At 73.5% G+C, this 25,820-nt stretch carries 24 protein-coding genes; 5 read left to right on the top strand and 19 right to left on the bottom strand.

Annotated features, from left to right (window positions below):
• Positions 1-25: 25 nt before the first annotated feature.
• Positions 26-1,249, bottom strand: coding sequence for a crosslink repair DNA glycosylase YcaQ family protein (locus tag O7600_RS26560; protein WP_281591150.1), 1,224 nt, complete (start codon positions 1,247-1,249; stop codon positions 26-28).
• A gap of 82 nt (positions 1,250-1,331) precedes the next feature.
• Between O7600_RS26560 and O7600_RS26555 the strand changes: the two genes are divergently transcribed.
• Positions 1,332-1,883 (top strand): GNAT family N-acetyltransferase, encoded by a 552-nt coding sequence (locus tag O7600_RS26555; protein WP_281591149.1) that lies wholly within the window; start codon positions 1,332-1,334, stop codon positions 1,881-1,883.
• Here O7600_RS26555 and O7600_RS26550 read toward each other — a convergent pair.
• Positions 1,782-3,071, bottom strand: coding sequence for a glycosyltransferase family 87 protein (locus tag O7600_RS26550; protein WP_281591148.1), 1,290 nt, complete (start codon positions 3,069-3,071; stop codon positions 1,782-1,784). The genes O7600_RS26555 and O7600_RS26550 overlap by 102 nt on opposite strands.
• A 35-nt stretch (positions 3,072-3,106) precedes the next feature.
• Here O7600_RS26550 and O7600_RS26545 point away from each other — a divergent pair, with 35 nt between their 5' ends.
• Entirely contained in the window at positions 3,107-3,691 is a 585-nt protein-coding gene (locus O7600_RS26545; RefSeq protein WP_281591147.1) for a GNAT family N-acetyltransferase, read from the top strand.
• Between the two features lie 80 nt (positions 3,692-3,771).
• On the opposite strand, the gene O7600_RS26540 is transcribed toward O7600_RS26545, so the two are convergent.
• From O7600_RS26540 to O7600_RS26525, 4 genes are all read right to left on the bottom strand, one after another.
• Positions 3,772-4,656 (bottom strand): carbohydrate ABC transporter permease, encoded by an 885-nt coding sequence (locus tag O7600_RS26540; RefSeq protein WP_091579895.1) that lies wholly within the window; start codon positions 4,654-4,656, stop codon positions 3,772-3,774.
• A gap of 1 nt (position 4,657) precedes the next feature.
• The gene (locus tag O7600_RS26535; RefSeq protein ID WP_091579899.1) at positions 4,658-5,776 is read right to left on the bottom strand and encodes a sugar ABC transporter permease; all 1,119 of its coding nucleotides are present in this window, start codon (positions 5,774-5,776) and stop codon (positions 4,658-4,660) included.
• An 81-nt stretch (positions 5,777-5,857) separates the two neighbouring features.
• Positions 5,858-7,105: an extracellular solute-binding protein gene (locus tag O7600_RS26530; protein ID WP_281591146.1), complete on the bottom strand. Its 1,248-nt coding sequence runs from the start codon at positions 7,103-7,105 to the stop codon at positions 5,858-5,860.
• A gap of 25 nt (positions 7,106-7,130) precedes the next feature.
• Positions 7,131-8,120 carry a LacI family DNA-binding transcriptional regulator gene (locus tag O7600_RS26525; RefSeq protein ID WP_281591145.1) on the bottom strand — a complete coding sequence of 330 codons (990 nt, stop codon included), beginning with the start codon at positions 8,118-8,120 and terminating at the stop codon, positions 7,131-7,133.
• 146 nt (positions 8,121-8,266) lie between these two features.
• Between O7600_RS26525 and O7600_RS26520 the strand changes: the two genes are divergently transcribed.
• Positions 8,267-10,366 (top strand): glycogen debranching N-terminal domain-containing protein, encoded by a 2,100-nt coding sequence (locus O7600_RS26520; RefSeq protein WP_281591144.1) that lies wholly within the window; start codon positions 8,267-8,269, stop codon positions 10,364-10,366.
• 197 nt (positions 10,367-10,563) lie between these two features.
• On the opposite strand, the gene O7600_RS26515 is transcribed toward O7600_RS26520, so the two are convergent.
• The 8 genes from O7600_RS26515 to truB all read right to left on the bottom strand — a co-directional run bounded on the left by O7600_RS26515 (position 10,564) and on the right by truB (position 19,476).
• Positions 10,564-11,043, bottom strand: coding sequence for a GNAT family N-acetyltransferase (locus O7600_RS26515; protein ID WP_281591143.1), 480 nt, complete (start codon positions 11,041-11,043; stop codon positions 10,564-10,566).
• A gap of 180 nt (positions 11,044-11,223) precedes the next feature.
• Positions 11,224-12,159: a helix-turn-helix domain-containing protein gene (locus O7600_RS26510; protein WP_281591142.1), complete on the bottom strand. Its 936-nt coding sequence runs from the start codon at positions 12,157-12,159 to the stop codon at positions 11,224-11,226.
• Positions 12,160-12,246: 87 nt separating this feature from the next.
• A complete protein-coding gene (gene dapB / locus O7600_RS26505; RefSeq protein ID WP_281591141.1) occupies positions 12,247-13,020 on the bottom strand; it encodes a 4-hydroxy-tetrahydrodipicolinate reductase in 774 nt (257 codons plus the stop codon).
• Positions 13,021-13,128: 108 nt separating this feature from the next.
• Positions 13,129-14,460: a pitrilysin family protein gene (locus O7600_RS26500; protein WP_281591140.1), complete on the bottom strand. Its 1,332-nt coding sequence runs from the start codon at positions 14,458-14,460 to the stop codon at positions 13,129-13,131.
• 120 nt (positions 14,461-14,580) lie between these two features.
• Positions 14,581-16,959, bottom strand: coding sequence for a polyribonucleotide nucleotidyltransferase (locus tag O7600_RS26495; protein WP_281591139.1), 2,379 nt, complete (start codon positions 16,957-16,959; stop codon positions 14,581-14,583).
• Between the two features lie 221 nt (positions 16,960-17,180).
• On the bottom strand, positions 17,181-17,450 hold the full coding sequence (gene rpsO / locus O7600_RS26490; RefSeq protein WP_013284678.1) for a 30S ribosomal protein S15: 270 nt from the start codon (positions 17,448-17,450) through the stop codon (positions 17,181-17,183).
• 184 nt (positions 17,451-17,634) lie between these two features.
• Positions 17,635-18,561, bottom strand: a complete 927-nt coding sequence (locus O7600_RS26485) for a bifunctional riboflavin kinase/FAD synthetase (protein ID WP_281591138.1) — start codon at positions 18,559-18,561, stop codon at positions 17,635-17,637.
• A gap of 30 nt (positions 18,562-18,591) precedes the next feature.
• On the bottom strand, positions 18,592-19,476 hold the full coding sequence (gene truB, locus O7600_RS26480; protein ID WP_281591137.1) for a tRNA pseudouridine(55) synthase TruB: 885 nt from the start codon (positions 19,474-19,476) through the stop codon (positions 18,592-18,594).
• Between the two features lie 109 nt (positions 19,477-19,585).
• Here truB and O7600_RS26475 point away from each other — a divergent pair, with 109 nt between their 5' ends.
• On the top strand, positions 19,586-20,587 hold the full coding sequence (locus O7600_RS26475; protein WP_281591136.1) for a hypothetical protein: 1,002 nt from the start codon (positions 19,586-19,588) through the stop codon (positions 20,585-20,587).
• Entirely contained in the window at positions 20,581-21,522 is a 942-nt protein-coding gene (locus O7600_RS26470) for a hypothetical protein (RefSeq protein ID WP_281591135.1), read from the top strand. Before O7600_RS26475 ends, O7600_RS26470 begins: the two co-directional genes overlap by 7 nt.
• A 7-nt stretch (positions 21,523-21,529) precedes the next feature.
• On the opposite strand, the gene O7600_RS26465 is transcribed toward O7600_RS26470, so the two are convergent.
• The 5 genes from O7600_RS26465 to O7600_RS26445 all read right to left on the bottom strand — a co-directional run bounded on the left by O7600_RS26465 (position 21,530) and on the right by O7600_RS26445 (position 25,310).
• Complete coding sequence (locus O7600_RS26465) at positions 21,530-22,852, bottom strand: MATE family efflux transporter (RefSeq protein ID WP_281591134.1); 1,323 nt, start codon at positions 22,850-22,852, stop codon at positions 21,530-21,532.
• A 51-nt stretch (positions 22,853-22,903) separates the two neighbouring features.
• Positions 22,904-23,470 carry an adenylate kinase gene (locus tag O7600_RS26460; protein ID WP_281591133.1) on the bottom strand — a complete coding sequence of 189 codons (567 nt, stop codon included), beginning with the start codon at positions 23,468-23,470 and terminating at the stop codon, positions 22,904-22,906.
• A gap of 561 nt (positions 23,471-24,031) precedes the next feature.
• Positions 24,032-24,241, bottom strand: coding sequence for a DUF6186 family protein (locus O7600_RS26455; protein ID WP_172968016.1), 210 nt, complete (start codon positions 24,239-24,241; stop codon positions 24,032-24,034).
• A complete protein-coding gene (locus O7600_RS26450) occupies positions 24,241-24,648 on the bottom strand; it encodes a hypothetical protein (protein WP_091579953.1) in 408 nt (135 codons plus the stop codon). Before O7600_RS26450 ends, O7600_RS26455 begins: the two co-directional genes overlap by 1 nt.
• A 110-nt stretch (positions 24,649-24,758) precedes the next feature.
• On the bottom strand, positions 24,759-25,310 hold the full coding sequence (locus tag O7600_RS26445; protein WP_281591132.1) for a hypothetical protein: 552 nt from the start codon (positions 25,308-25,310) through the stop codon (positions 24,759-24,761).
• Positions 25,311-25,820 lie beyond the last annotated feature (510 nt).

The raw sequence follows: 25,820 nt of genomic DNA, 5'->3' as shown, positions 1-25,820 counted from the left end.
AGGCCGGTCAACGCTCGTCACGCGCTCACCGTACACCCGCCACGCCCACCAACGCGGCGGCCAGCGGAGCGGCCAGGTCGCCGGCGGCGGGCGGGGCGACCGCATCCAGGCCGAGCCAGCCGGCGAGCCGGTAGAGCTCGGCGGCGAGCGCCACCGCCGTCTCCCCCGGGTCGGCGCCCGGCTCCACCCAGGCCGCCGGCACCAGCAGCGCGCCGGTCTTCCGGTCGGCCTTGAGGTCGACCCGAGCGGTGAAGCGCTCACCCTGGCGGAACGGCAGCACGTAGTAGCCGTGGACCCGCTGTGGCGCCGGCACGTAGATCTCGATCCGGTAGGTGAAGTCGAACAGCCGCTCGGTGCGGGCCCGCTCCCAGACCAGCGGGTCAAACGGGCTGACCAGCGTGTTGCCCCGCACCCAGCGGGGCAGCCGGGCGTCGGCGTGCAGGTAGGCCGGCTGTCGCCAGCCCTGGACCGTGACCGGGGTCAGCTCGCCCGCCTCGACCAGCTCGGCGACCGCGCGCCGGGCCCCGGCGACCGGCAGCCGGAAGTAGTCGCGCAGCTCCGGCTCGGCGGCGACGCCAAGCGACCGGGCCGCGATCGACACCAGGGTGCGGTGCGCGTCGGCGTCGGTGGGGGTGGGCGCGTCCAGCACGGCGGCCGGCAACACCCGCTCGGGCAGGTCGTAGCGGCGGGCGAAGGAGTTGGTGCGGTCGGCCGCGGTGACCTCGCCGGCCCAGAACAGGAACTCCAACGCCCGTTTCACGGCGGACCAGTTCCACCCCCAGTTGCCGGTCTCGCGCGGCGCGTCGTGCTCGATCTCGGCGGCGGTGAGCGGGCCCCGGACGGCCACCTCGTCGCGCACCCACGCCACCAGCTCGGGCTGCTCCTGGGCGATCCGGCGCATCCCGCCCCAGGCCTCGTCGCGCGCCTTGGCCATCCGCCAGCGCAGCGCCGGGTGCAGCCCGACCGGGACCAGCGACGCCTCGTGCGCCCAGTATTCGAACAGCTCGCGGGGGCGGCGGTAGGCCGCGGTGTCGAGCAGGGTCGTCGGATAGGGCCCGAGTCGGCTGTAGAGCGGCAGGTAGTGCGCGCGTTGCAGCACGTTGACCGAGTCCATCTGGATCAGCCCAACCCGGTCGAGCACCCGGCGCAGGTGCCGTCGGGTGGGCACGCCGGCGGGTGCCGGGTCGGCGAAGCCCTGGGCGGCCAGGGCGATCCGCCGGGCCTGGGCGAGGGAGAGCGATTCGGCCATCGTCGCGACCCTAATCCAGCCCTCCGACATCACCCGGGAGCGGCGGCTGGACTGTTCGCCCGTCGGGGCATAGAACGGACAGGTGCTCACCATTCGCCGGGAGGAGCCGGACGACGCCGAGGCGATCGCCCGGGTGCACATCCACGGCTGGCAGGCCGGCTACGCCGGGATCATGCCCGACGAGGTGCTGAACCGGCTCAACCCGCGCGCCTGGGCGCAGCGGCGTCGCGACCTCGGCACCGCCGACCCGGACCACCCGTTCACCACGCTGGTCGCCGAGGACGACGGCCTGGTCGCCGGGTTCACCACGTTCGGGCCGTACCGGAACAACCAGGACCGCGGCGACCTGGACCAGGCGCACGGCGAGCTGCTGGCGATCTACCTGGAGCCGGCGTACTGGGGTTCGGGCGTCGGTCGCACGCTGCTCACGGCGGCGCGCGCCGGCCTGGCCGAGCGGGGCTGGACCGGCTACCGGCTCTGGGTGCTCGCCGACAACGCGCGGGCCCGCCGCTTCTACGAGCGGGCCGGGCACTCACCGGACGGCGAGGAGTCCGCCTATCCGGTGCCGCTGGCCGGCGGACGCACCCCGGTCCTGCTCCGCGAGCTGCGCTACACCGCCCGGCTCGACGACTGACCCCGCCGGCCCGTCGGGGCGCACCGGCGTCGCCCACCGCCGGATCGGCAGGCCGAGCAGCAGCGCCAGGCTGATCCAGACGTACGTGTTGCTGCCCAGGAAGCCGTCCACCCCGGTGAAGTCCTTCTCCCAGGACCAGACGATCCGGCTGCACAGCAGCGCGTACCCGACCAGCGCGGCGGCCAGCAGCACACGGCGGCGCCGGCCGCGCGCCGCCATGCCGTTGTCGACCAGCAGGATCAGCCCCGGCAGCAGCCAGACCAGGTGGTGCACCCAGGTCACCGGGCTGACCAGGCACATCACCGCGCCGGTCAGGGCCAGGCCGGTGGCCTCGTCGCCGGCGGCCACCGCCCGCCGGCACCGCCAACCCCAGATCACCAGCGTCACGAGCACGAGCAGCAGCCAGGCGATCGTGCTCGGGTGCTGCGGGTCCAGCCGGGCGACCACCCCACGCAGCGACTGGTTGGAGACGAAGGCCAGCTCACCGACCCGGTCGGTGTTCCACAGCGCCTCGGTCCAGAACTCCCGGGAGGCGTCCGGGAACAGACCGGCGGCCACCAGCGTGGCCACGGCGGCGGTGCCCACCGCGGTCGCGGCGGCCCGCCAGCGGCCGGTGACCAGCAGGTAGACGATGAAGATGCCCGGCGTCAGCTTGATCGCGGTGGCCAGTCCGATGCCCACGCCGGCCCACCGGTTGCGCGCCGGCAACAGCCACAGCAGGTCCACCGCCACCAGAAAGAGCAGCAGCATGTTGACCTGGCCGAAGTTGACCGTCTCGCGCATCGGCTCGTACGCGGCGGCCAGGCAGAGCGCCACCGCGAGGGTGAACCAGCGGGTCCAGCCGGACCGACGGGCCACCGGGTCCAGCAGCCACCAGATGACCACGGCGCTGACCAGCACCGTCGCGGTCACGCTCATCACGATCGCGGCGTTCCACGGCAGGTACGCCATGGGCAGCATGACCAGCGCGGCGAACGGCGGGTAGGTGAAGCCGTACTGGGTGCCGGCCTTGAGGAAGTCGTAGATCTCCCCGCCGTCGTGCACCCAGAAGGTCAACGCCCCGTAGTAGACGTTGAGGTCGAAGAAGCCGTGCCGCACCGCCGCCACGGAGAGGAACACGGTGACCGCCGCGGCGAGCGCCGCCACGGCGACGACCTGCGCGATCGTCCGCCCGGCACCCTGCGCCACCGTCACCCTCCTCGCCCTGCGTAGGCTCACGTGCCATGGCTGCAGGCTACGTCCGCCCCGCGCGTCCCGAGGACGTCGCCGAGATCGCACGCATCCAGCTCGCGACCTGGCGGGTCGCGTACCGCCGGATCCTGCCCCGGCACGTGCTCGACAACCTGGACGAGGCGTACCTGGCCCGGCGGTGGAGCGCGGCGGTGCAGGAGCCGCCCTCGGGCGCGCACCGGGTGCTGGTCGCCGTCGAACAGGCCGCGCAATCCTATCTGGTGGGGTTCGCCGCCTCCGGTCCGGCCGACGCCGAGGCGCTCGCCCCGGGCGAGCCGGCCGACGCCCTCGCCTCGGGCGTGGTGGCGGTGACCGACCTGCTGGTCGAGCCCCGCTGGGGCCGGCGGGGGCACGGCAGCCGGCTGCTCGCCGCCGCCGTCGAGCACTGGCGTACCGACGGCTTCACCCGGGCGGTGGCCTGGGCGTTCGACGCCGACGCGGCGACCCGGGCGTTCCTCGGCTCGACCGGCTGGGAGCCGGACGGCGCGACCCGGGCGCTGGACGTGGACGACATGCTGGTCCCCCAGCTCCGGCTGCACGTGGCCGTCCCGGCAGAAAGTGTGCCGGCGCAGCGATGAGTTTCCGTCCGCTCGCCGGTCCTACCCCGTGACGGGAGAGACCGGCGGTCCCGGCACGGGGCGGGACCGCCGGCCACCGGTCACCCCTTGTCCGCGCCCTCGTTGGCGCCGCGCACGAAGTAGCGCTGGAAGATCACGAAGAGCACCGCCACCGGGATGGTGGCGAGAAGCGCCGCGCCGAGCTTCAACGGATACTGCGTGCCCTTGCCGAGCGAGCCGCTGACCAGGTCGGCCAGCCCGCGCGGCAGCGTGAACAGGTCCGGGTCCTGCACCGAGACGAGGCTGTGCGGGAACTCGTTCCAGGAGCCCTGGAACGACAGGATGGTCAGCGTGATCAGCGCCGGTCGGGCCATCGGCAGCACCACCGACCAGAACGTGCGGAAGACGCCGGCGCCGTCGATCCGGGCCGCCTCCTCCACGCTGACCGGGATCGACTCGAAGAACTGCTTCATGATGAACACGCCCGCCGCGTCGGCGAGCAGCGGCACGATCAGGCCGGCGTAACTGTCGTAGAGGCCGATCTGCTTGAGCACCAGGAACTTCGGGATCAGCAGCACCACGCCCGGCACCGCCATCACCGCGATGACGGCGGCGAACAGCCCGGCCCGGCCCCGGAACCGCAGCCGGGCCAGCGCGTAGCCGGCGAGCGAGTCGAAGAACACCCGACCGAGCGTGACCAGCACGGTGACCAGCAGCGAGTTGCCGAGCCAGAGCGGGAAGTTGGTGCCGGAGAAGATCCGCTCGAAGCCGGCCAGCGTGAGCGGGTCGGGGAACGGCGACAGCGGGTTGGCCGCCGCGTCCGGCTCGGTCTTGAGCGAGTTGCCGAGCTGGATCACGAACGGGTAGAGGAAGACCAGCCCGAAGAAGATCAGGACCGCGTACCCGAGGACGCGGTTGACCCGGGCGCGCGTCCCGCGGTCGCCGCGGCGGGCGACGGGCGCCGGCCGGTCGGTCAGCACGGCCATGTCAGGACCCCTCCGGTACGCGTCGACGCCACCACCGGCCGCGCCGGGGACCGTCCCGGTCGGCCATCAGCCGGCGCTGGAACAGGGTGAGCAGGATGATGATCAGGAACAGCACGAAGGAGATGGCCGCGCCCGAGCCGTAGTCGAAGTCCCGGAACGCGGTCCGGTACGACAGGTACGCCGGGGTGAGCGTGGTCTTGGCCGGGTCGCCCTGGCTCATCACGTACACCTGGTCGAAGACCTGCCAGGAGCCGATCAGTCCCAGGGTGACCACGAGGAACGTGGTGGGCTTGATCAGCGGCAGGGTGACGTAGCGGAAGCGCTGCCAGCGGCTGGCGCCGTCGAGCGTGCTCGCCTCGTCCAGCGCCACCGGCACGTTCTGCAGGGCGGCCAGGTACATCAACATGAACGTGCCCGAGGTGGTCCAGATGACCAGGCAGATGATCGACGTCATGGCCACGCTCGGCCCGGAGAGCCAGTCCCACCAGGTCAGCCCGAGCGGGCCGCCGGAGGTGAGCGCGGCCGGCGGCTCGTTCATCCCGAACGCGCCGAACAGCAGGTGCAGTACGCCCCGACCGTCGGCGAACCACTCCGGCCCGTCGAGGCCGAGCAGGCCGAGCAGCCGGTTGACCGCGCCGGAGTTGGCGAACAGGAAGAGGAACACCACGCTGATCGCCACCGAACTGGTGACCGACGGGAAGTAGAAGGCGCTGCGGAAGAAGCCCTTCCCCTTGAGCAGCCGGTTGTTCACCACCAGGGCGAGACCGAGGGCGAGCACGGTCTGCACCGGCACGACGATCCCGACGTAGTAGATGTTGTTGCGGATGGCGGTCATGAAGTCGCGGCGGGCGAGCCCGTCCTCGGTGAACAGCCGCGAGTAGTTGTCGCCGCCGACGAACGGCACGTCGCCGGTGAACGGGCTGCCCTGGCCGTTCCAGTCGGTGAGGCTCACCCAGAGCGCCATCAGGATCGGCAGCAGCAGGAAGAGCCCGAGGATCACGATCACCGGCGCGACGAAGAGCCAGCCGGCGAGGTTCTCGTTGCCGCGGATACCGCCGCGGCGGCGGCGCGGCGGGCCGGCCGAGGCGGTGCCCGGCGCGGCGAGCGTGTCCGTTGCCACTCCCTCTCCCTTCTCGGGGGAGGTGAAAGGAAGGGCCCCCTCTTAACACCCGTCTGTTAACAAGGGGCCCCTCCTTACACCTCAGCCGCCGAGCGCCGCCTTGGCGTTCTTGTCAAAGTTGGCCAGGATGGTCTTCGGGTCGCCGGTGGCCAGGCCCTGCAGGCCGGCCTCCAGGTCACGCAGCACGCTGTCCATCTTCGGCGCGTTCACCGGGCCCTGGGCGTACGCGACGCCGTCGATGAACGGCTTGTCGGCCGGGAAGGCGCTGGTGTACTGGCCGCTGACGGACTGGCGGGACGGCATCACGCCGAACGCCTTGGCGAACGCCATCTGCTGGTCGCCGGCGGTCATCGCCTCGACGAACTTGATCGCCTGCTCCTTGTACTTGGACTTGGCGGCGATGCCCCAGCACTGGGTGAAGGAGAGCGTGCCCTGGCCCTTGGGACCGGCCGGCAGCGGGACGACCTTGTACTTCACGTTCGGGAAGTCGTTCTGCAGGGCGCCCTTGATCCAGTTGCCCTCGATGGTCATCACGGCCTTGCCCTTGCCGAACGCCTCACCGGACCAGCCGGAGTCGAGCTGCTTGGGGAACTTCGCGTAGCCGTTGGTGAGCAGCGACTTGACGTACTGGAGGGCCTGGAGGTTCTCCGGGGTGTCCGCGGTCGGCTGCTTGCCGTCGGCGCTCATCAACCAGCCGCCGTTCTGCACCAGGAACGCGCCGATGCGGTCCCGGGTGTCGCCGAGCGCGAGCGCCACCTGGCCCTTCGCCTTGATCTTCTGGCTGACGGCGGTGAGCTGGTCCCAGGTCGTCGGCACGTCCGCGTCGGTCAGCCCGGCCTTGGTCCACAGGTCGGTGTTGATCTGGAGCGCCAGGGTGGAGAAGTCCTTCGGCGCGCAGTAGAGCTTGCCGTCGTAGGTGAACGCGGTGCGCAGGCTCTCGTAGAAGTCGTCGGTGTTGCTCACCTTGTCGCCGTACGGCTCGAGCGCCCCGACGCTGGCGAAGTCGGCGAACCGGGTCGCGTCGACGTAGAAGACGTCCGGCGGGGTGCCCCCGGCCAGCGCCTGACCGAGCTGCTGGGTGAGGTCCTGGGCCGGGGTGACGGTGGCGGTGTTGCCGGAGGAGCCGGCCCACTTCGCGGCGGCGTCCTGCACGGCCTTGGTCTCGGCGTCGCCCGAGGAGCCGATCAGGATCTGGAGGCTGGCCGGGCCGCTGGACTGCTTGGTGTCGTCGGCCGAGTCGTCGAAGCCGCTGCCGCAGGCGGCGGAGCCGAGCAGCGCGACGGCGGCGACGCCCGCCAGCGCGGCCCGGGTGATCGTGCGAGGTGTCATCTGATTCTCCTGGTGGGGGATGGGATCACGCCGTGTGCCGGAGCACCAGCGAGGGACTCAGCAGCAGCTGGGGGTCGCGCTGCTGCCCGTCGAGCAGCCCGGTGAGCAGCTCGACGCAGCGGGCGGCGGCCTCACCGAGCGGCTGGCTGACGCTGCTCAGCCCGACCGCGGCGGCCACCGGGGTGTCGTCGAAACCGACGACGGCGACGTCGGTCGCCGTCTCGCGCGCGGCCTGCCACGCGCCGAGCGCCAGCGAGTCGCTGGCGCAGACCACCGCGGTCGGCGGCGCGTCGAGGGCGAGCAACGCGCGCAACTCGCGCGCCCCCTCGGCGATGCCGTCCTCGGTGGCGCGGTCCACCGCCGCGCCGTCCAGGCCGACCTCCGCCATCGTGGTACGCCAGCCGGCGCGCCGGTCGTCGCCGACCCCGGAGCCGGCGGGCCAGCCGAGGAAGGCGATCCGGCGGTGACCGGCGGTGAGCAGGTGCCGGGTGGCCTGGGCGGTGCCGGCGGCGCCGTCCACGTCGACCCAGGGGTGGGCGTCCGGGGCGTCCCAGGGCCGGCCGAAGGTCACGAACGGCACCTCGCGCTCGGCCAGCCACGCGGTACGCGGGTCGCCGTGCTTGGTGCCGGTGAGCACGAACGCGTCCAGGTCGTACGCGCCGAGCAGGGCGTCGTAGGTGGCGATCTCCTGGTCGTCGTCGCGGGCGGTGTAGAGCAGGACCCGGTAGCCGCCGGCGTCGGCGGTCTCGGTGAGGCCGTGCAGGAAGCGGTCGAGCACCGAGCCGTTGATGCCGTCGCGGGTGGGTTCGATGCGGACGGCGATGAGCCGGGACCGGCCGGTCCGCATCTGCCGGGCGGCCTGGTTGGCCCGGTAGCCGAGCGCGGTGATCGCCTCGCGCACCCGCTGCCGGGTGTCCTCGCGGACGATGTGCGGCGCGTTGAGCACGTTGGAGACGGTCTGCCGGCTGACCTGGGCGTGCCGGGCCACCGTCGCGATGGTTACCTTTTCTCCCACGAAATCCCTCTCGCCGCCTTGAACGATCCAATCCCGATGGGGCAGGATTAGAACGTTCAAAGTTTCTGGAATGTTTCGCACTTTGCACCGGCCGCGGTCATCTGTCAAGACGTCCGTCGCCACCGATCAGCACCAGGAGTCCCCTCGTGACCGAACGCCACCTCCAACCGCTGCTGCACGACCTGGTCGGCGTGGTGCACGCCCCCACGAGCGCGCTCGGCGACGCGGCCGGTCAGCTCCGGCCGCAGGGTGTCCAGGGCGTCTTCCACGCCGACGCCCGGGTGCTCTCCCGCGCCGAGCTGCGCCTCGACGACCGCGAGCCGGAGTCGATCGGCCGCGGCGCGGTCGGCCCGCACGGCGCCCGCTTCGTCGGCCTGGCCCGCTGGCTCGGCGACCCCACCCCCGATCCCACCGTCCGGGTCGAGCGCACCCGGCAGGCCGGCGCGCGCGGCCTGACCGAGGAGATCGTCGTGACGTCCACCGCCGCCGAACCGGTGCGCACCACGGTCACCGTCGACCTGGCCTGCGACCTCGCCCCGGTCGAACAGGTCAAGGCCGGCCACGCCGGTCAGCCGCTGGAGGCCAAGGCCGGTGAGCCGGGCCGGGTGCAGTGGGCCGCCGACGGCCTCACCGTGACCGTGACCGGCGAGGACGCCGTCGTCGACGCCTCCGGCGAACGGGCCGTCGGGCCGCGCCTGAGCTGGCCGGTCACCGTCGACCCGGGCACCTCGGTCACGCTGCGCTGGCGGCTCGACGTCGCCGACCCACGGGCCGTGGTGACCGCCGCGCCCGCCGGCGGGAGCTGGGCCGAGCCACGGGTCGACGCCGACGACCGCCGCCTGCTGCGGCTGCTCGACCGGTCCCTGGCCGACCTGCGCGGGCTGCGGCTGGCCGAGCCGGCGCACCCGGAGGACGTCTTCCTCGGCGCCGGCGTGCCCTGGTTCCTCACCCTGTTCGGCCGGGACAGCCTCTGGGCCGCCCGGATGATGCTGCCGCTCGGCACCGACCTGGCCGCCGGCACGCTGCGGGTGCTGGCCCGACGGCAGGGCACCCGGGTCGACCCGGTCACCGGCGAGCAGCCCGGCAAGATTCTGCACGAGCTGCGCCGCCACGAGCTGTCCTTCGACAACGGGATGCGGCTGCCGCCCGCCTACTACGGCACCGTCGACGCGACCATGCTCTGGGTCGGGCTGCTGCACGACGCCTGGCGCTGGGGCCTGCCCGCCGACCAGGTCGAGCCGCTGCTGCCGCACCTGGAGGCGGCGCTGCGCTGGCTCGACGAGCACGCCGACGCCGACGGCGACGGCTTCGTCGAGTACATCGACACCACCGGCCACGGCCTGGCCAACCAGGGCTGGAAGGACTCCGGCGACGCGGTGCGCTTCCGGGACGCCCGGCTCGCCGCGCCGCCGATCGTGCTGGCCGAGGTGCAGGGGTACGCGCACCAGGCCGCGACGAACGGCGCCGACCTGCTGGACGCGTTCGGCCGCCCGGGCGCGGACCGCTGGCGCGCCTACGCCGACCGGCTCGCCGAGCGGTTCCGCGCCGCGTTCTGGGTGGACGGCCGCCACGGCCCCCAGCCGGCACTGGCGCTGGACCGGGACAAGCGCCCGGTGGACTCACTGACCAGCAACATCGGGCACCTGCTCGGCACCGGCCTGCTGTCGGACGCCGAGTCGACGCAGGTCGCGGCGCTGCTCTCCACCGAGGCGCTGGCCGGCGGCTTCGGCCTGCGCACCATGTCCACCGACGACGCCGGGTTCAGCCCGCTGTCCTACCACTGCGGGTCGATCTGGGCCCACGACACCGCCATCGTGCTCGCCGGGCTGGCCCGCGCCGGGCACCAGGCCGCCGCGCTGCGCCTCGCCGACGGGCTGCTCGCCGCCGCCGAGGCGTTCGACTACCGCCTCCCCGAGCTGTACGGCGGGGACGACCGGTCGGCCCTCGGTCGACCCGTGCCGTACCCGGCGGCCTGCCGTCCGCAGGCCTGGTCGGCGGCGGCGGCCGTGCTGCTGCTCCAGGCCGGCCTGGGCGTCTACCCGGACGTGCCGAACGGCCGCGTCGACCTGCGCCCGTTGGCCGGCCCCGAGCTGGGCGCGCTGAGCGCGGCCGGCCTGCGCATCGCCGGCTCCCCGGTCACGGTCTCGGTCGACCACACCGGCCACCCCACCCTGACCGACCTCCCCACCACCCTGCACATCCCCACCCCCCGCCCCCCCGCCGAAACCCCCCTCCCCCGCCCCTGACCCCCACCCCACCCCCCCGGCCCTCCGCCCGTCGATCATGAAGTTGGCGGCAGATTCGATCTCCACCCCTGCCGTCAACCTCATGGTCAACACCGCTGAGCCCTCGGGCGACGGTGTTGACCAAGGGGTTTGTGTCGGGAGAAGGCCCGGATCTGACGCAAACCCCTTGATCAACAGTTGGGTGCGGGGAAGGCGGGTCAGGCCGGAGGTCGGGGGGTGGGGAGTTCGGCCACCAGTTCGTCGTCCTCCATGGCGCCGGTGGGGTGGAAGCCCAGGGAGCGGTAGAGGGCGGCGGCGGCCGCGTTCTCCGGGTGGTAGCTGAGACGGATCGGCTGGCCGGCCTCGGCCAACCAGGCCGTGAGCGTCCGCACCGTGGCGCGGCCCAGGCCCCGGCCCTGCTCGGCGGCGTCGATCACCATGCCGCCGATCCACCGCGAGCCGTCGTCGTCCACGCCCCACATGACGTGCCCCACGACGGTGTCGTCGGCGTACACGGCCAGTGAGGTCCACACGTCCGAGCGCATGGTGAGCAGCAGGTAGCGGGCGGCCAGCGCCGCCACGAAGGCGCGCTGGTCGTCGCGGGGCGCCACGTCCGCCACCGCCCGCCAGTTGTCGTCGTCCACCGGCCGCAGGGTCACCCGGCGGCCGAGCCGGTCGTGCTCGCCAAAGTCGATCATGGTGGTCAGCCTAGGGTCGGTCCCACCCACCGGCCATCGGTTTCGCCGACATCGCCCCCGGCCGGCGGGCCGGGGACCGGCCCGGGACCGTCACCGTCGACCGCCACCAAACCCGGGCAGGACCGTCGACCCGACCACCCCGCGCCGGACGGTCGACCCACCGGCGCCGGGTCGGGACGGTCAGTCGGTCGGGGCGAGTGCGGCGCGGTCGAGGTACGGTCGCGGGTCTCCCGCGCCCAGATCCGTGACGCCGGCGCTGAGCAGGGCGCCGATGGCCAGGGTGCGGCGTACCGCGGCGAAGGTGATCACGTGACCGATGGTGCCGCCCAGCGTGTGGGTGGTCGGGGGCGTGCAGGTGGTGTCGACGAAGGTGTCCGCCAGCGTGCCGGCGGCCAGCGTCCGGGCGACGAAGTCCCGCCAGTCACGGCCGGCCACCGCGTGTCGGGCGGCCAGCCCGGTCATCGACCGGTCGCTCTCGTCGGGCCACTCGCCGCCGCGCAGCGCCGAGAGCCAGTGCTCCTCCTGGGTGACCATCGCGTTGATCAGCGAGCGGAGCGTCGGCTGCTCGTCGATGGTCTCCACGGACACGGTGACGGGCCGGTCGAGCACCTGCTCGTCGAGGCCACCCGCGCGGTCGATGATCGCGGTGAGGGTCTCGACGTGATGGTCGACCAGGTGTTGGAGCACGTTCATCGGGGTCTCCTGACGTGCCGCCGGCAGCCGCAGGCCGCCGGGCGGTTGGAAGTGGACGCCGCTGGGGCAGGGCAGCTCCAGCTCGCGGAAGGTCAGCGGCGGGCGCCGCCGGACGGCGGTCGGGGCGAGGCCGTACGACCGCTGGAAGGCGCGGGTGAACGCCTCGTGCGAGCCGTACCCGGCCTCGACGGCGATGTCGAGGACGGTCCGGCCGCTGGTGGTGAGTCGGTGCGCCGCGCGTTCCAGGAGCAGCCGGCGGCGCAGCGCGCCCGGCGGTTCCCCGACGGCCGCGGCGACCAACCGGTCGAAGTGGAACCGGGACAGGTGGGCCCGGGCGGCCAGGCCGGCCGGGCTCGCCGCCGGATCGTCGAGCGCGGCCTGGAGGACGTCCAGGAGGCCGGTGAGTCCGTCGTTCCGGTTCATGCGCTCAGCCTGCACCCGCCGCGGGCGACCCCGCTTGACCGCCGTTGCGCACCTGCGGGCCGCGCCGACACCGACGCGGCGTTGCGATCAGTCGAGCAGGGCGTCCAGGCCGACGGTGAGGCCCGGCCGGCGGACCACCTCGCGTACGGCCAGCAGCACCCCGGGCATGAACGAGGCCCGGTCGTACGAGTCGTGCCGGATGGTCAGCGTCTCCCCGGTGGTGCCGAACAGCACCTCCTGGTGGGCGACCAGGCCGGTGGCGCGGACCGCGTGGACGCGTACCCCGTCGATGTCGGCGCCGCGGGCCCCGGCCACCTCGTCGCGGGTGGCGTCCGGGGCCGGGCCGAGGCCGGCCTCGGCGCGGGCCGCCGCGATCAGCCGGGCGGTGTGGGTGGCGGTGCCGCTGGGCGCGTCCAGCTTCCGCGGGTGGTGCTGCTCGACGATCTCGACCGACTCGAAGTGCCGGGCGGCGCGCGCCGCGAACTGCATCATCAGGACCGCGCCGATGCCGAAGTTCGGGGCGATCACCACGCCCACCCCGGGCCGGTCGGACAGCCAGTCGCGCACCTGCGCCAGGCGCTGCTCGGTGAAGCCGGTGGTGCCGACCACGGCGTGGATGCCGCGCTCGACGCAGAAGCGCAGGTTGTCCATGACCGCGTCGGGGGTGGTGAAGTCGACGACCACCCCGGCCCCGGCGTCCGCGACCGTGGTCAGGTCGTCACCCTGGTCGACGGCCACGACCAGGTCCAGGTCGGGGGCGGAGTCGACCGCCTTGCAGACCTCCATGCCCATCCGGCCCCGGGCACCCAGCACGCCGACCCGGGCCGCCTCGGCCGGGCCCTTCTCCCGCACGTCAGTCACGGGGCACAACCTATCCCAATCGGGACGCCGCCCACGCCGCGGACCGACCAGCGGGACGGACCGACCCGGACAGCCGGACGCCGTCCGCGGCAGGGACCGGGGCGCCCGTCAGCGCGTGAAGGCGCCCTCGTCGAACGGGCCGACCACGGCCAGCGACATCGGCCGGGCGAGCAGCTCGGCGGCGAGCTCGTTCACGTCCGCCAGGGTGACCGCGTCCACCCGGGCCAGCAGCTCGTCCACCGGCATCAGGTTGCCGTAGAGCAGCTCGCCCTTGGCCAGCCGGCTCATCCGGGAGCCGGTGTCCTCCAGCCCGAGCACGAACGAGCCCTTGCTCATCCCCTTGCCCCGGGCCAGTTCCGCCTCGGTGATGCCCTCGGCGGCCACCCGGGCCAGCTCGGCCCGGGTCAGGTCGAGCACCTCGTCCACCTTGCCCGGCGCGCAGCCGGCGTAGACGGCGAAGACGCCGCTGTCGGCGTACTGGCTGGCGTAGGAGTAGACCGAGTACGCCAGGCCGCGCTGCTCCCGGATCTCCTGGAACAGCCGGCTGGACATGCCGCCGCCGAGCACGTTGTTGAGCACGCCGAGCGCGAAGCGCCGGTCGTCGGTGCGGTCGATGGCGGGGCAGCCCAGGATGACGTGGGCCTGCTCGGTCTCCTTCGGCTCGACCAGCGTGGTGGCCGGCTTCGTGCGTACCGCCGGGGTGGTCGACCGGTGCGGCGCCGGCGCGGCCGGGTCGGTGTCCAGCGGCGTGTCGCGCAGCCCCTGCCGGACCAGCTTGACCACGGCGGCGTGGTCGAGGTTCCCGGCGGCGGCGATCACGATCTGCGGCGGGGTGTACCGCTTGCGGTAGAAGCCCTGGATCTGCCGCCGGGTCATCGGGGTGACCGTGTCCTCGGTGCCGGAGATGAGCCGGCCGAGCGGGTGGTCACCGTAGATCGCGCGGGCGAACAGGTCGTGCACCTCGTCGCCGGGCTCGTCGTCGTGCATGGCGATCTCTTCGAGGATGACCCCGCGCTCGGTCTCCACGTCCGGCTCGGCCAGCACCGAGTCGGCCACCGCGTCGCACATCACGTCGATGGCCAGCGGCAGGTCCTCGTCCAGCACGCGGGCGTAGTAGCAGGTGTATTCCTTCGTGGTGAAGGCGTTGGTCTCGCCGCCCACCGCCTCGATCTCGGACGAGATCTCCAACGCGGTGCGCTTGCGGGTGCCCTTGAAGAGCAGGTGCTCCAGGAAGTGCGCGGCGCCGGCCTGCGGCCCGGTCTCGTCCCGGGAGCCGACCGCCACCCAGATGCCGAACGAGACGCTGCGCATCGCCGGGATCGCCTCGGTGAGCACGCGCAGCCCGCTGGGCAGCACGGTACGGCGGACGGTGCCGCCGAGTGGGTCGTCGCTGAGGGTGCGGGTGACCGCCCGTCCCGGCGCAGGGGAAGACGAACTCACGGGAACCTGCTCTCCGTACCACGAGGGGTGGGGAACGAACGACGGCTCCAGCCCGCGCACGCGACCTGGAGCCGTGGGCCGGCCCGGGCGACGCGCACGTCGCCCGGGCCGGTCGGTCGATCAGCTGTGCCGGGTCCGGCGACGCGGACGGTCGCCGCCCTCGCCACCCTCGGAGCGACGCTCGCCGCCCCGGTCACCGCCGCGCTCGCCGCCCCGGTCACCACCGCGGTCGCCCCGGTCACGCGGGCCGCGGTCGCCGCCACGGTCCCGGCCGGCCGGACGCTCGCCGCCGGCGGCCTCACCGGCGGCCGGCGCCTCGGCGCCCTCCGGACGGATCTTGTCCAGGTAGATCTTGCCGCGCGCGTCGATGTCGGCGATCTCGACCTCGACCTTGTCGCCGACGTTGAGGAAGTCCTCGACCTTCTCGACCCGCTTGCCGTCGCCCACCTTGGAGATGTGCAGCAGGCCGTCGCGGCCGGGCAGGAGCGAGATGAAGGCGCCGAACGCGGCCGTCTTCACCACGGTGCCGAGGAACCGCTCCCCCACCTTCGGCAGGGTCGGGTTGGCGATGCCGTTGATCCGGTCCACCGCGGCCTGGGCCGACGGCCCGTTGGTCGCGCCGACGTAGATGGTGCCGTCGTCCTCGATCGAGATCTCGGCGCCGGTCTCGTCCTGGATCGCGTTGATGGTCTGGCCCTTCGGGCCGATCACCATGCCGATCTTGTCGACCGGGATCTTGACGGTGGTGACGCGCGGCGCGTAGTCCGACATCTCCGCCGGGGCCTCGATGGCCCGCTGCATCACGTCGAGGATGGTCTGCCGGGCCTCGTGCGCCTGCTGGAGCGCGGCGGCCAGCACGTCCGACGGGATGCCGTCGAGCTTGGTGTCGAGCTGCAGCGCGGTGACGAAGTCGCGGGTGCCGGCGACCTTGAAGTCCATGTCACCGAACGCGTCCTCGGCGCCGAGGATGTCGGTCAGCGTCACGTACTGGGTCTTGCCGTCGACCTCGTCGGAGATGAGGCCCATGGCGATGCCGGCGACCGGCGCCTTCAGCGGCACACCGGCCGAGAGCAGGCCCAGCGTCGAGGCGCAGACCGACCCCATCGAGGTGGAGCCGTTGGAGCCGAGCGCCTCGGAGACCTGCCGGATGGCGTACGGGAACTCCTCGCGCGACGGCAGCACCGGGATCAGCGCCCGCTCGGCCAGCGCGCCGTGGCCGATCTCGCGCCGCTTCGGCGAGCCGACCCGGCCGGTCTCACCGGTCGAGTACGGCGGGAAGTTGTAGTTGTGCATGTAGCGCTTGCGGTTCTCGGGGGACAGCGTGTCCACCATCTGCTCCATGCGCAGCATGTTCAGCGTGGTGACGCCCAGGATCTGGGTCTCGCCGCGCTCGAACAGCGCCGAGCCGTGCACCCGCGGCAGCACACCGACCTCGGCGGTCAGCGGGCGGATGTCGCGCGGGCCGCGGCCGTCGATGCGGACCTGCTCGCGCAGCACCCGGTTGCGGACCTCGGACTTGGTCAGCGAGCGGAACGCGGCGGACAGCTCCTTCTCGCGGCCCTCGAACCGACCGGTCAGCTCCTCGGCGACCTTGGCCTTGATCCGGTCCAGGGCCTCCTCGCGGTCGGCCTTGCCGGCGATCTTCAGGGCCTCGGTGACGTCGGCGCGGGCCACGTCGGCCACCGCGTCGTACACGTCGTCCTGGTAGTCCAGGAACACCGGGAACTCGCTGACCGGCTTGGCGGCAACCTCGGCCAGCTCGCTCTGCGCGCGGCACAGCTCGCGGATCGCCGGCTTGGCGGCCTCCAGGCCGCTGGCCACGATCTCCTCGGTCGGAGCGGTGGCGCCGCCCGAGATCAGGGTCACCGCGTGCGGGGTCGCCTCGGCCTCGACCATCATGATCGCGACCTCGCCGTCGGGCAGGGTGCGACCGGCGACGACCATGTCGAAGGTGGCGCGCTCCAGCTCCTCCAGGGTCGGGAAGGCGACCCACTGGCCCTCGACGTGCGCGACCCGGGTCGCGCCGATCGGGCCGGAGAACGGCAGGCCGGAGAGCTTGGTCGACATCGAGGCGGCGTTGATCGCCACCACGTCGTACGGGTGCTGCGGGTCGAGCGCGAGCACGGTCTCGACGACCTGGACCTCGTTGCGCAGGCCCTTGACGAACGAGGGGCGCAGCGGCCGGTCGATCAGGCGGCAGGTGAGGATCGCGTCCTCGCTGGGCCGGCCCTCGCGGCGGAAGAACGAGCCGGGGATCCGGCCCGCGGCGTACATCCGCTCCTCGACGTCGACGGTCAGCGGGAAGAAGTCGAACGACTCGCGCGGCTGCTTGCCCGCCGTGGTGGCGGAGAGGACGACCGTCTCGCCGAGCTGGGCGACGACGGAGCCGGCGGCCTGCCGGGCCAGCCGGCCGGTGGAGAAGGTGATCTCGCGGGTGCCGAAGGACCCGTTGTCGATCACGGCGGTGCGGGATTCGGTGCCGAGGTTGGTCTCGGTCATGTGCTGTGGTGCTCCTTCGCGTCGTCGGCCGACGACACGGGAACTGCTCAGGCGGCCGGTCTTCGATCGAAGCGCCCGGGTGGGCCGGCTTGGTGCCGGGGCTCCCGGGGGCCACTACCGGAGACCGGTGCTGACCGGCTCCCTCTCGGTTCGTCGCGCGGCCGGTTTCTTCTGGTGGTACCGGAACGGGGGAGCGGCCGAGCGGCCACTCCCCCGTCAGGTCATCGGCGCAGGCCGAGCCGCTCGATGAGCGACCGGTAGCGGTTGATGTCCTTCTTCTGGACGTAGTTGAGCAGCCGACGGCGCCGGCCGACCAGCAGCAGCAGCCCGCGGCGGCTGTGGTGGTCGTGCTTGTGCACCTTCAGGTGCTCGGTCAGCTCCGCGATCCGCTTGGTCAGGACCGCGACCTGCACCTCCGGCGAACCGGTGTCGCCCTCGGCGGTCGCGTACTCCTGGCGGATCTTGGCCTTGGCTTCCTGGTCGAGCGCCATGTTCTCCCTGTTTCGTGGGTCGTTCGATGAGGTCCGTCGGAGCGGTCGTGGTGACCGGTGCGACGGCCCGGTTCCTCGCACCCGCGGCGTCGTGCAGGCACGCGAGGCCCCCGTCGGTCAGCCGACGTCTTCCCCACCCTACCAGCCCCGACCCGGGCCGGCCGGTCAAGGTCCGCCGCGCGGGTCAGGACACCGCCCGGCGGGTCCGCTCCACGTCCTCGGCGATCTGGGCGACCAACGGCTCGATCGCGTCGTACGTCCGTTGCTCGCGCAGGTGCGCCACGAAGTCCAGGGCCAGCCGCTCGCCGTACAGGTCGCCGCTGAAGTCCAGCGCGTACGCCTCGACCCGGCGTTCCCGCCCGGAGAACGTCGGGTTCGTGCCGATCGAGACCGCCGCCGCGAGCGGGTCGCCGCCGCGACGCACCAGCCGGGCCGCGTACACCCCGTCGGCGGGCACCGCCGCGTACCGGTGGGTCAGCATGTTGGCCGTCGGGTAACCCAGCTCACGTCCGCGCTGGTCGCCGCGGACCACCACGCCCTCGACCCGGTGCGGACGGCCGAGCGCCGCCGCCGCCGCGCGCACGTCGCCCGCGTCGACGCAGGACCGGATGTACGTGGAGGAGAAGACCGTGCCCGCCTCGGCCACCAGCGGCGCCCCCTCCACCGCGAAGCCGAAGGTGCGGCCCAACCGCTCCAGCAGGGCCACGTCGCCGGCCGCCCGGTGCCCGAAGCGGAAGTTGTCGCCGACCACCACCAGCGCGGCGTGCAGGTGCTCGACCAGGATGTCGTGCACGAACGCCTCGGCCGGCAGCCGGGAGAACTCCGGGGTGAACGGCACCACGCAGAGCACGTCCGCGCCGAGCGCCTCGATCAGCTCCGCCTTGCGGGCCGGCTCGGTGAGCACCGCCGGGTGCGAGCCGGGGCGGACCACCTCGGCCGGGTGCGGGTCGAACGTCACCACCACCGACTTGACGCCCAGCTCGCGGGCGCGCGCCACGGCGTGACCGATGGTGGCCTGGTGCCCCTTGTGCACGCCGTCGAAGACGCCGATGGTGACCACCGAGCGCCCCCAGCCACCGGGCGCCGCCTCGTACCCCCGCCACCGCTGCATGCCGCTCCTCCCCTGTCCGCCCGCGCGCCGTCAGGCCGGGGCCAGCACGATCTCCGCGCGGGCCCGTCCGTCCCGCTCGCTGACGATAGCGATCAGCCCGCCGGCCGGGTCGAAGACCGCGTACGGCCCGGCGATCCCCACCGGGTCCAGCGGCCCGCCGTGGGAGAGCACCCGGGCCTCCTCGGCGGTGGCGTCCCGGCGCGGGAAGTACCGGTCGGCCGCGGCGTCCAGCGACAGGTTCACCACCTCCGGGGCGCGCTCCTCCAGCTGGTCGAGCGTGGCCGCCTCGGCCAGCGTGAACGCGCCGACCGAGGTGCGGCGCAGCGCGGTGAGGTGCCCGCCGACCCCGAGCGCCACACCCGCGTCGCGGGCCAGGGCCCGGATGTACGTCCCGGACGAGCAGGTCACGTCGACGTCCACGTCCACCACGTCCGGAATGTCCCGGCGGATCGCCAGCACGTCCAGCCGGGAGACGGTTACCCGGCGGGCGGGCAGCTCGACGGTCTCCCCGTCGCGGACCCGCTTGTACGCCCGCTGCCCGTCGATCTTGATGGCGCTGACCGCGCTGGGCACCTGGTCGATCTCGCCGGTGAGCACGGCCAGCGCGGCGCGTACCGCCTCGTCGGTGACCGCGCCGGCCGGCGTGCTCGCGACCACCTCGCCCTCGGCGTCGTCGGTGACCGTGGACTGCCCCAGCCGGATCGTCGCGGTGTAGCTCTTGCCGGCGCCGATCACGTAGGTGAGCAGCCGGGTCGCCCGGCCCACCCCGATCACCAGCACGCCGGTGGCCATCGGGTCCAGCGTGCCGCCGTGGCCCACCCGGCGGGTGCGGGCCAGCCGCCGCACGCGGGCCACCACGTCGTGCGACGTCATGCCGCCGGGCTTGTCGACCACGATCAGACCGTCTGCGCTCACGACCGCCAAGCCTGCCAGACGGCGGTGATCGGCCCCGCGGGGGATACCGCCCGGCTCACCCGGGGTGTCAAGATCAGCCGCCCTCCGCCGCGCCTGCCCGGGAAGCCCGATGACCGATCCCCGTTCCGCCCCCGACCCCCACCCCGCCGACCGCCCGCCGACGCAACCGCTCGGCCCGGTTCCGGAATGGCTGCGCCAGCCCACCCCGGAGGTCGCGCCGGGCCGGGCCGACCGGTGGCGGATCGGCCTGAGTCGGCACTCCGCGAAGCTGCTCGGCGGCGCGGCCGCGCTGCTCCTGCTGGTCTGCGCGGGCTCGGTCGCGGCGGCCGGCTACCAGGGACTCCAGCGCTGGCGCGAGGTCCCGGTGGCGTACCCCACGGTCAGCCCGCCGAGCGGCGAGCAGGCGGTCAGCTCGGCGTCGCCCCCGCCGGCCGCCGGGCCGTTCGACGGCACCCCCGCCGCCGACTTCGCCGAGGGCGCGGCCGGCATCGCCCTGCCACGCGCCCGGCGGACCGGCGCGTTCACCGAGAAGCAGGTGACCGACGCACTGGCCAAGGTCCGCAAGGCGCTGGTCACCGGCCGGCTGGACCGCGCATTCTTCACCGCGAAGGACCCGGAGCGGCTGGTGCGACAGTTCGCCCCGGACGACCGCGCCACGATCCGGGCCGACTTCGCCAGTGGCGGCGCCGCCAACTACGCCACCCGGTTCGGGCCGAGCACCCGGTTGACGACCGACCAGCCCCGCGTGCGGGGGCGGATCTCGTACCGCGCCACGCGGGACGCCGACGGCATCCGGGTGCTGGAGGTCACCACCAACTTCGTCTGGGTCTACGCCGTCCAGAGCGTGCGCACCCTGGCCGACCCCGAGGTCATCCTGGTGCACGACACCGTGGTCTGGCAGGTGCCCCACCCGGGCGACGTCATCACCGCCTCCCGCGGCCTGTGGATGCAGGACGCGGAGTCCTACGCGACGAACGTGGAGTGCACCAGCCTGAACAAGGGACTGCTGGAGTTGGAGATCACGCCGAGCTACGGCGGCTCCGGCGACGGGGAGCACCCGGACGCCGCGTACGACCTGGACCGCTCGCTCAAGGTCGCGGAACAGTGCTGAGCCCGCCGGGATCCGAGCGGGACGGCCACCCCGACTGGCTGGACCGGTTGGAGCGGGAGATCCGGCCGAGTCTCGTCGTGCGCCTGCGGATCTGGTGCCGGCGGCGAGCCCGCCGGCTGGCGGCGGCGCTCGGCGTGGTGCTGCTGCTCGCCGCGACCGCCGGCGCCGCCGGGTACGGCTACCGGCAGCTCCGGCGCCCGGCGTCCGTGCCGTCCCTGGCGGCCACCGGCGCTCCGGCCACGGCGCGACCGACGACGCCACCGGACGTCTTCGCCGACACCCCGGCGGCGCACTGGCCTGCGGGGGCGGCCGGGATCGTGCTGCCCCCGGCCCGTCCGACCGGCGGCCTCACCGCCGCCGAGGTGGCCGCCGGGCTCAACCGGGTCCGCGCCGCGATGCTGACCGCCCGCCTGGACCGCGCGTTCATGACCGGCGGCAGCCCGACCCCGCTGCTGCGCCACTTCGCCCCGGCCGCCCGCGAGTCGGTGCGCAAGGACTGGTCGACCGAGACGATCGGCACGTACGCGACCCGGCTGGCCCCGGACGCCCGGCTCACCCCGGACCAGCCGCGGACCAGGGGCCGGCTCACCTACCGGGCGGTCCGGCAGGCCGACGGGGTACGGATGCTGGAGGTCACCAGCAACGTCGTCTGGGTCTACGGGTTCCGCGACCCCGGCTCGCGGTCCGGTCACTCGGTGGTCCTGCTGCACGACGAGATCGTCTGGCGGCTACCGCGCGACGGCGACGTGGCGCGGGCGGACCGAGGGCTCTGGCTGCACCGGATGTCGAGCTACGGGTGGGGCGTGGACTGCGACGCCGTCAAGCTCGGGCTGATCCGCCCCGGCGGCGCCGACCCGGACGGCACCCCGTTTCCCGAGGACCCCGACACGCTCTACGACCCGGAGCACCCGATCGAGCTGCCGGTCTCCTGCTGACGAGCGGTCAGCGGACCGCGCCGACCACCGCCCAGGCGCCCGAGCGCATCCGCAGCAGCAGCGCGACCAGCCGCAGCACCACGAACAGCGTCAGTCCGGCCCAGATCCCGCCCAGCCCCAGGTCGAGACCGTAGGCGAGCCAGATCGCCGGCAGGAATCCGCCCAGCGCGGCCACGATGGTGAGGTTGCGCAGGTAGCGCACGTCGCCGGCGCCGATCAGCACCCCGTCGAGGGCGAACACCACGCCGCCGATGGGCTGGAGCGCGACGAACCAGGGCCAGGCCACCATGGCCTGCTCGCGTACCTGGGGATCGGAGCTGAACCACGACGGCACCAGGCCGGCGCCGGCGGCGATCAGCACCGCGAACGCCACGCCGCACAGCCCGCCGAGCAGGGCGACGCGTCGGGCGAGGAACCGGGCGCCGGCCGCGTCGCCGGCGCCGAGCGCGGCGCCGACCAGCGCCTGCGCGGCGATCGCCAGCGCGTCCAGCACCAGCGCGGTGAAGAACCAGAGTTGTACGGCGATCTGGTGCGCGCCGACCGCGGCGGCGCCGAAGCGAGCCGCGACCGCGGTCGCGGACAGGAAGCTGGCCTGGAACGCGACGCCCCGCACCAGCAGGTCCCGGCTGAGCACGAGCTGCTGCCCGATCACCCGGGGTCGGGGGCGCAGGGAGACCCGCTCACGCACCAGCGCCGCGGCGAACAGGACCCCGGAGAGCGTCTGCGCGATCGCGTTCGCCACCGCCGAGCCGACCAGTCCGAGCCCGGCCGGATAGACGAGCAGCGGGCAGAGCAGCGCGGAGAGCAGGTTCGGGCCGAGCACGAACAGCAGCGGGCGGCGGGTGTCCTGGATGCCGCGCAGCCACCCGTTGCCGGCGGCGGCGAGCAGCAGGCCCGGGGCGCCGAGCGCCGCGATCCGCAACCACCCGGCGGCGGCGTCGGCCACCTCGCCGGGGCCGCCGACGAGGGTACGCGCCAGCGCGCCGCCGCCGATGCCGATGGCGAGCGCCACCAGCACTCCGGTGGCGAGCGCGAGCCAGGACGCCTGGACGCCCTCGGCGACCGCGGCGGCCCGGTCCCCCGCCCCGAAGCGGCGGGCCGAGCGACCCGTCGTGCCGTACGCGACGACCGTGCCGATCCAGGCGGTCAGGGTCATCACGGTGCCGCCCACGGCGAGCGCGGCGAGCGGCACCCGGCCCAGGTGGCCCACCACGGCGGTGTCGACCAGGACATAGAGCGGCTCGGCGGCCAGCACCACCAGGGCGGGCAGCGCGAGGGCGGCGATCCGCCGGGGTGAGGCGGCGGTGGCGAGGGCGGCGGTGGTGCTCATCGCCGCCGATCCTGGCACGCGCTCGGTAAGGTACGCAAGGGCGCGTACTGCTTACGTCAGACGGTCCAGGAAACGCGCGACGTCGCGCGCGTGGCGCAGCCGGTGCACCGGGATCGTGGGCGCGTACGCGGCGACGGCCGCCAGCACCCGGGGGCGGGAGTCACGGGGATAGCGCCAGACGTGGCGCAGGAGGTCGAGGTCGATCCGCTCCGGGCAGCCGTCGGGAAGATCGGGGCGGGACGCGGCACGACCCGGCCCGGCGAGGTCGGAAGCGGCACGGCCCGGGCGGGCGGCACCGGGCATGGCGCGGTGGAGCCAGCGGCGGCGCAGCACCCGGGTCAGGCAGAGGATGCGGGAGGGGTCGCAGAGCATCAGGACGTCGGCGCGGGGCAGCCGGAGGTCGAGGGTGCCCGCGTAGTTGCCGTCCATCACCCAGGCGGGGCGGGCGGCCAGTGCGGCCACCTCGGCACGGAACTCGACCGGGTCCGGCGCGGTCCAGCCGGGCCGCCAGTAATGCCGGTCGAGGTGGATCAGGGGCAGGTCGAGACGCCGGGCCAGCTCACCGGCGAGCGTGCTCTTGCCGGCTCCGGAGCTGCCGACGACGAGGATGCGGCGCACCGGCAAGACGGTAGCGCCGCCGTGCGGGGTGCGGTGACCGGTCCGGCGCCGTCGCGGCCCGGCTACTCCGCTCGCGTACGGCGGTGACGTCGGCCTCGGCCCGGGCGATCGGCCCGGACGCCTGGAACGGCCGACGTCACCGCCGGACGGCCTGCGTCACTGACGGGTGTCCATCGAGGTCTGCAGCGCGCGGCGCATCTGCTCGCGCGTCTCGTCGGTGGTGGTCTCGGGCTGCGGCTTGCGCTTGCTGGGCATGGAATCGAGTCCTTCCAGGGTGCGGACCACCGAGACACGGCGGCCCTACGGGCGTCCGGCGCTCCGGGGGACGCGACGACCGTCGCGCCACGACCGTGAGTCGTCGGCCTGCTGAGCGCCGGCAGCGGTCCGGGATCACCGGAGCGGCTCGCCTGGCAGCGTGAGCCCGGGTCGGTCTGACCCTGGAGAGAGGCGATGCCGGGTGCGGCACCACCGCCCGTGACCAGCGCCGCGAAGCGCCGGCCCTCACCCAAATTAACGTTCACTTTCCAGATGTTGCCCACTGTTCCCGCAATGCGGACACCGTCAGCGGGCCAGGAAGTGCCAGCCGAGCCACCACCAGAAGCCGAACAGGCCGATCCGGCCGACCGGCACCGGGCCCACCTCGTAGCGCATGACGAAGGCGCAGACGTCGGCCAGCGACGGGATCCGGGAACCTTCCCGGCGGGCGGCCCACTCGACAGCCGCGAACAGCAGCAGCGCGGCCAGGAAGCCGCCGATCGCCAGTGCGCGCATCATCGGCGGACCAGTCCCCAGAACGCGGCCAGCCAGGCGAACCAGGCGGCCGAGCGAGCCAGATGATCCTCCAGCAGCGGGTCGGCCAGGCGGGAGAACGTCGGGAAGTCGTCGCCCACGGACAGCACGAACGTCGCCCCCTCGAAGACGCCGAAGACGGTGACCGGCAGCAGCCACCACAGCGCGCCGGACGGCAGCCGACGTGGGGCCGGACGCCTCGGCACCCGGTTGTTCAGCCCGACCCAGATCAACCCCCCGCCCGTACCGAGGATGTAGAGGTTCGCCGCGGTCGAGAACGACGGCAGTTGACCCCCGACCAGGGAGAGGCAGATCAGCACCGGTACGGACACGACCGGCCGGTCCCAGACCCGGGGCGCATCGACGGTGAGCTCGCGGGGATGATCCATCACCCGATTGTCCCCAGCGTGACGTAACGCGGGAAGACCGGCACGCCTCGTGATTCCGTCGAATACCACGAAGGCCGGCACCCTGTCGGGGGCGCCGGCCTTCGCTGGTGTTACTTGGTCCAGTGCTCGGCCACGATGTCGGTGGCCTGCTTCTCCCACTGCGCGTACGCGTCGGGGTAGGCGGAGACCTGCACGGTCTGGGCGGCGTCGGTCAGGGGCATCTTGTCCCAGCCGTCGACCTGCTTCAGACCCTTGAGGAAGGCCAGGGTGGAGTACTCGGGGTCGGTGATCTGCTCCGGCGTGCCCCAACCGCTGGACGGGCGCTGCTGGAACAGGCCCAGCGAGTCGTGGTCATTGCGGTCGCCGAGGTGCCCGAGGTTCTCCAGCTTCGACTCCTGCAGGGCGGTGGCGATCGAGATCACCGCGGCCCGCTCCGGCAGACCGGCCTTCTTCGTCGCGGCGATGATCGCCTTCGCGTTGGCGGTCTGCTCGTCGTTCAGCGTGATGCTCGACTGCTCACCCTGCACGGAGGCGACCGCGACGGGCTTACCAGCGGCGTGGGCGGGGGTGTCGGCGTGGGCGGCGACCGGACCGGCGAACACGCCACCGGTGAAGGCCAGACCAGCGATACCCAGGATGCTCTTACGCAGGATCGTGTTCATCAGGGGGCTCCATTCGGGGGTCAACACACCGGGGGGTGTGGGCACCGTCAGGCGCACAACAATGTCTTGAGGGGGATCCGGCACGCTCGCGGGGCCGGGGGCCAGCTCACGGGGGCCGGGGTTGTCCGGCAGGCTCGCGGGGCGGGGGCCCGCACGCGGCGCCGGGATGATGTGTAACGACCGGCGGCCTGCCGTCATTCCCCGCCGGGGGCGGGGCGGCTCGGGGGGTCGCCTGCTCGGTCGTTCACCCGTCTACAACGCCGCCGACCCGCCGCCGATTCCGCGCCCAGGGTGCCGCCCACCACCACCGAACCGGACACCCGACCCGCGATGGGCGCATCCCGACCCTGCAGACACCCATGACGTTCCACCCAGCGTGTGCCAACCCCGTCAGTGGAACACCATGGGTGTATCCCGGCTCCTCAGACACCCACCACGTTCCACTCACCGCCCACCAACCCCGTCGGTGGAACACCATGGGTGTATCCCGACCCCGGAGACACCACCCCA

Source organism: Micromonospora sp. WMMA1998 (genome assembly GCF_027497375.1).
Classification (GTDB): Bacteria; Actinomycetota; Actinomycetes; order Mycobacteriales; family Micromonosporaceae; genus Micromonospora; species Micromonospora sediminicola.
The sequence above is the reverse complement of the archived record's forward strand: the minus strand, read 5'-3'. Positions and strand labels throughout refer to the sequence as shown.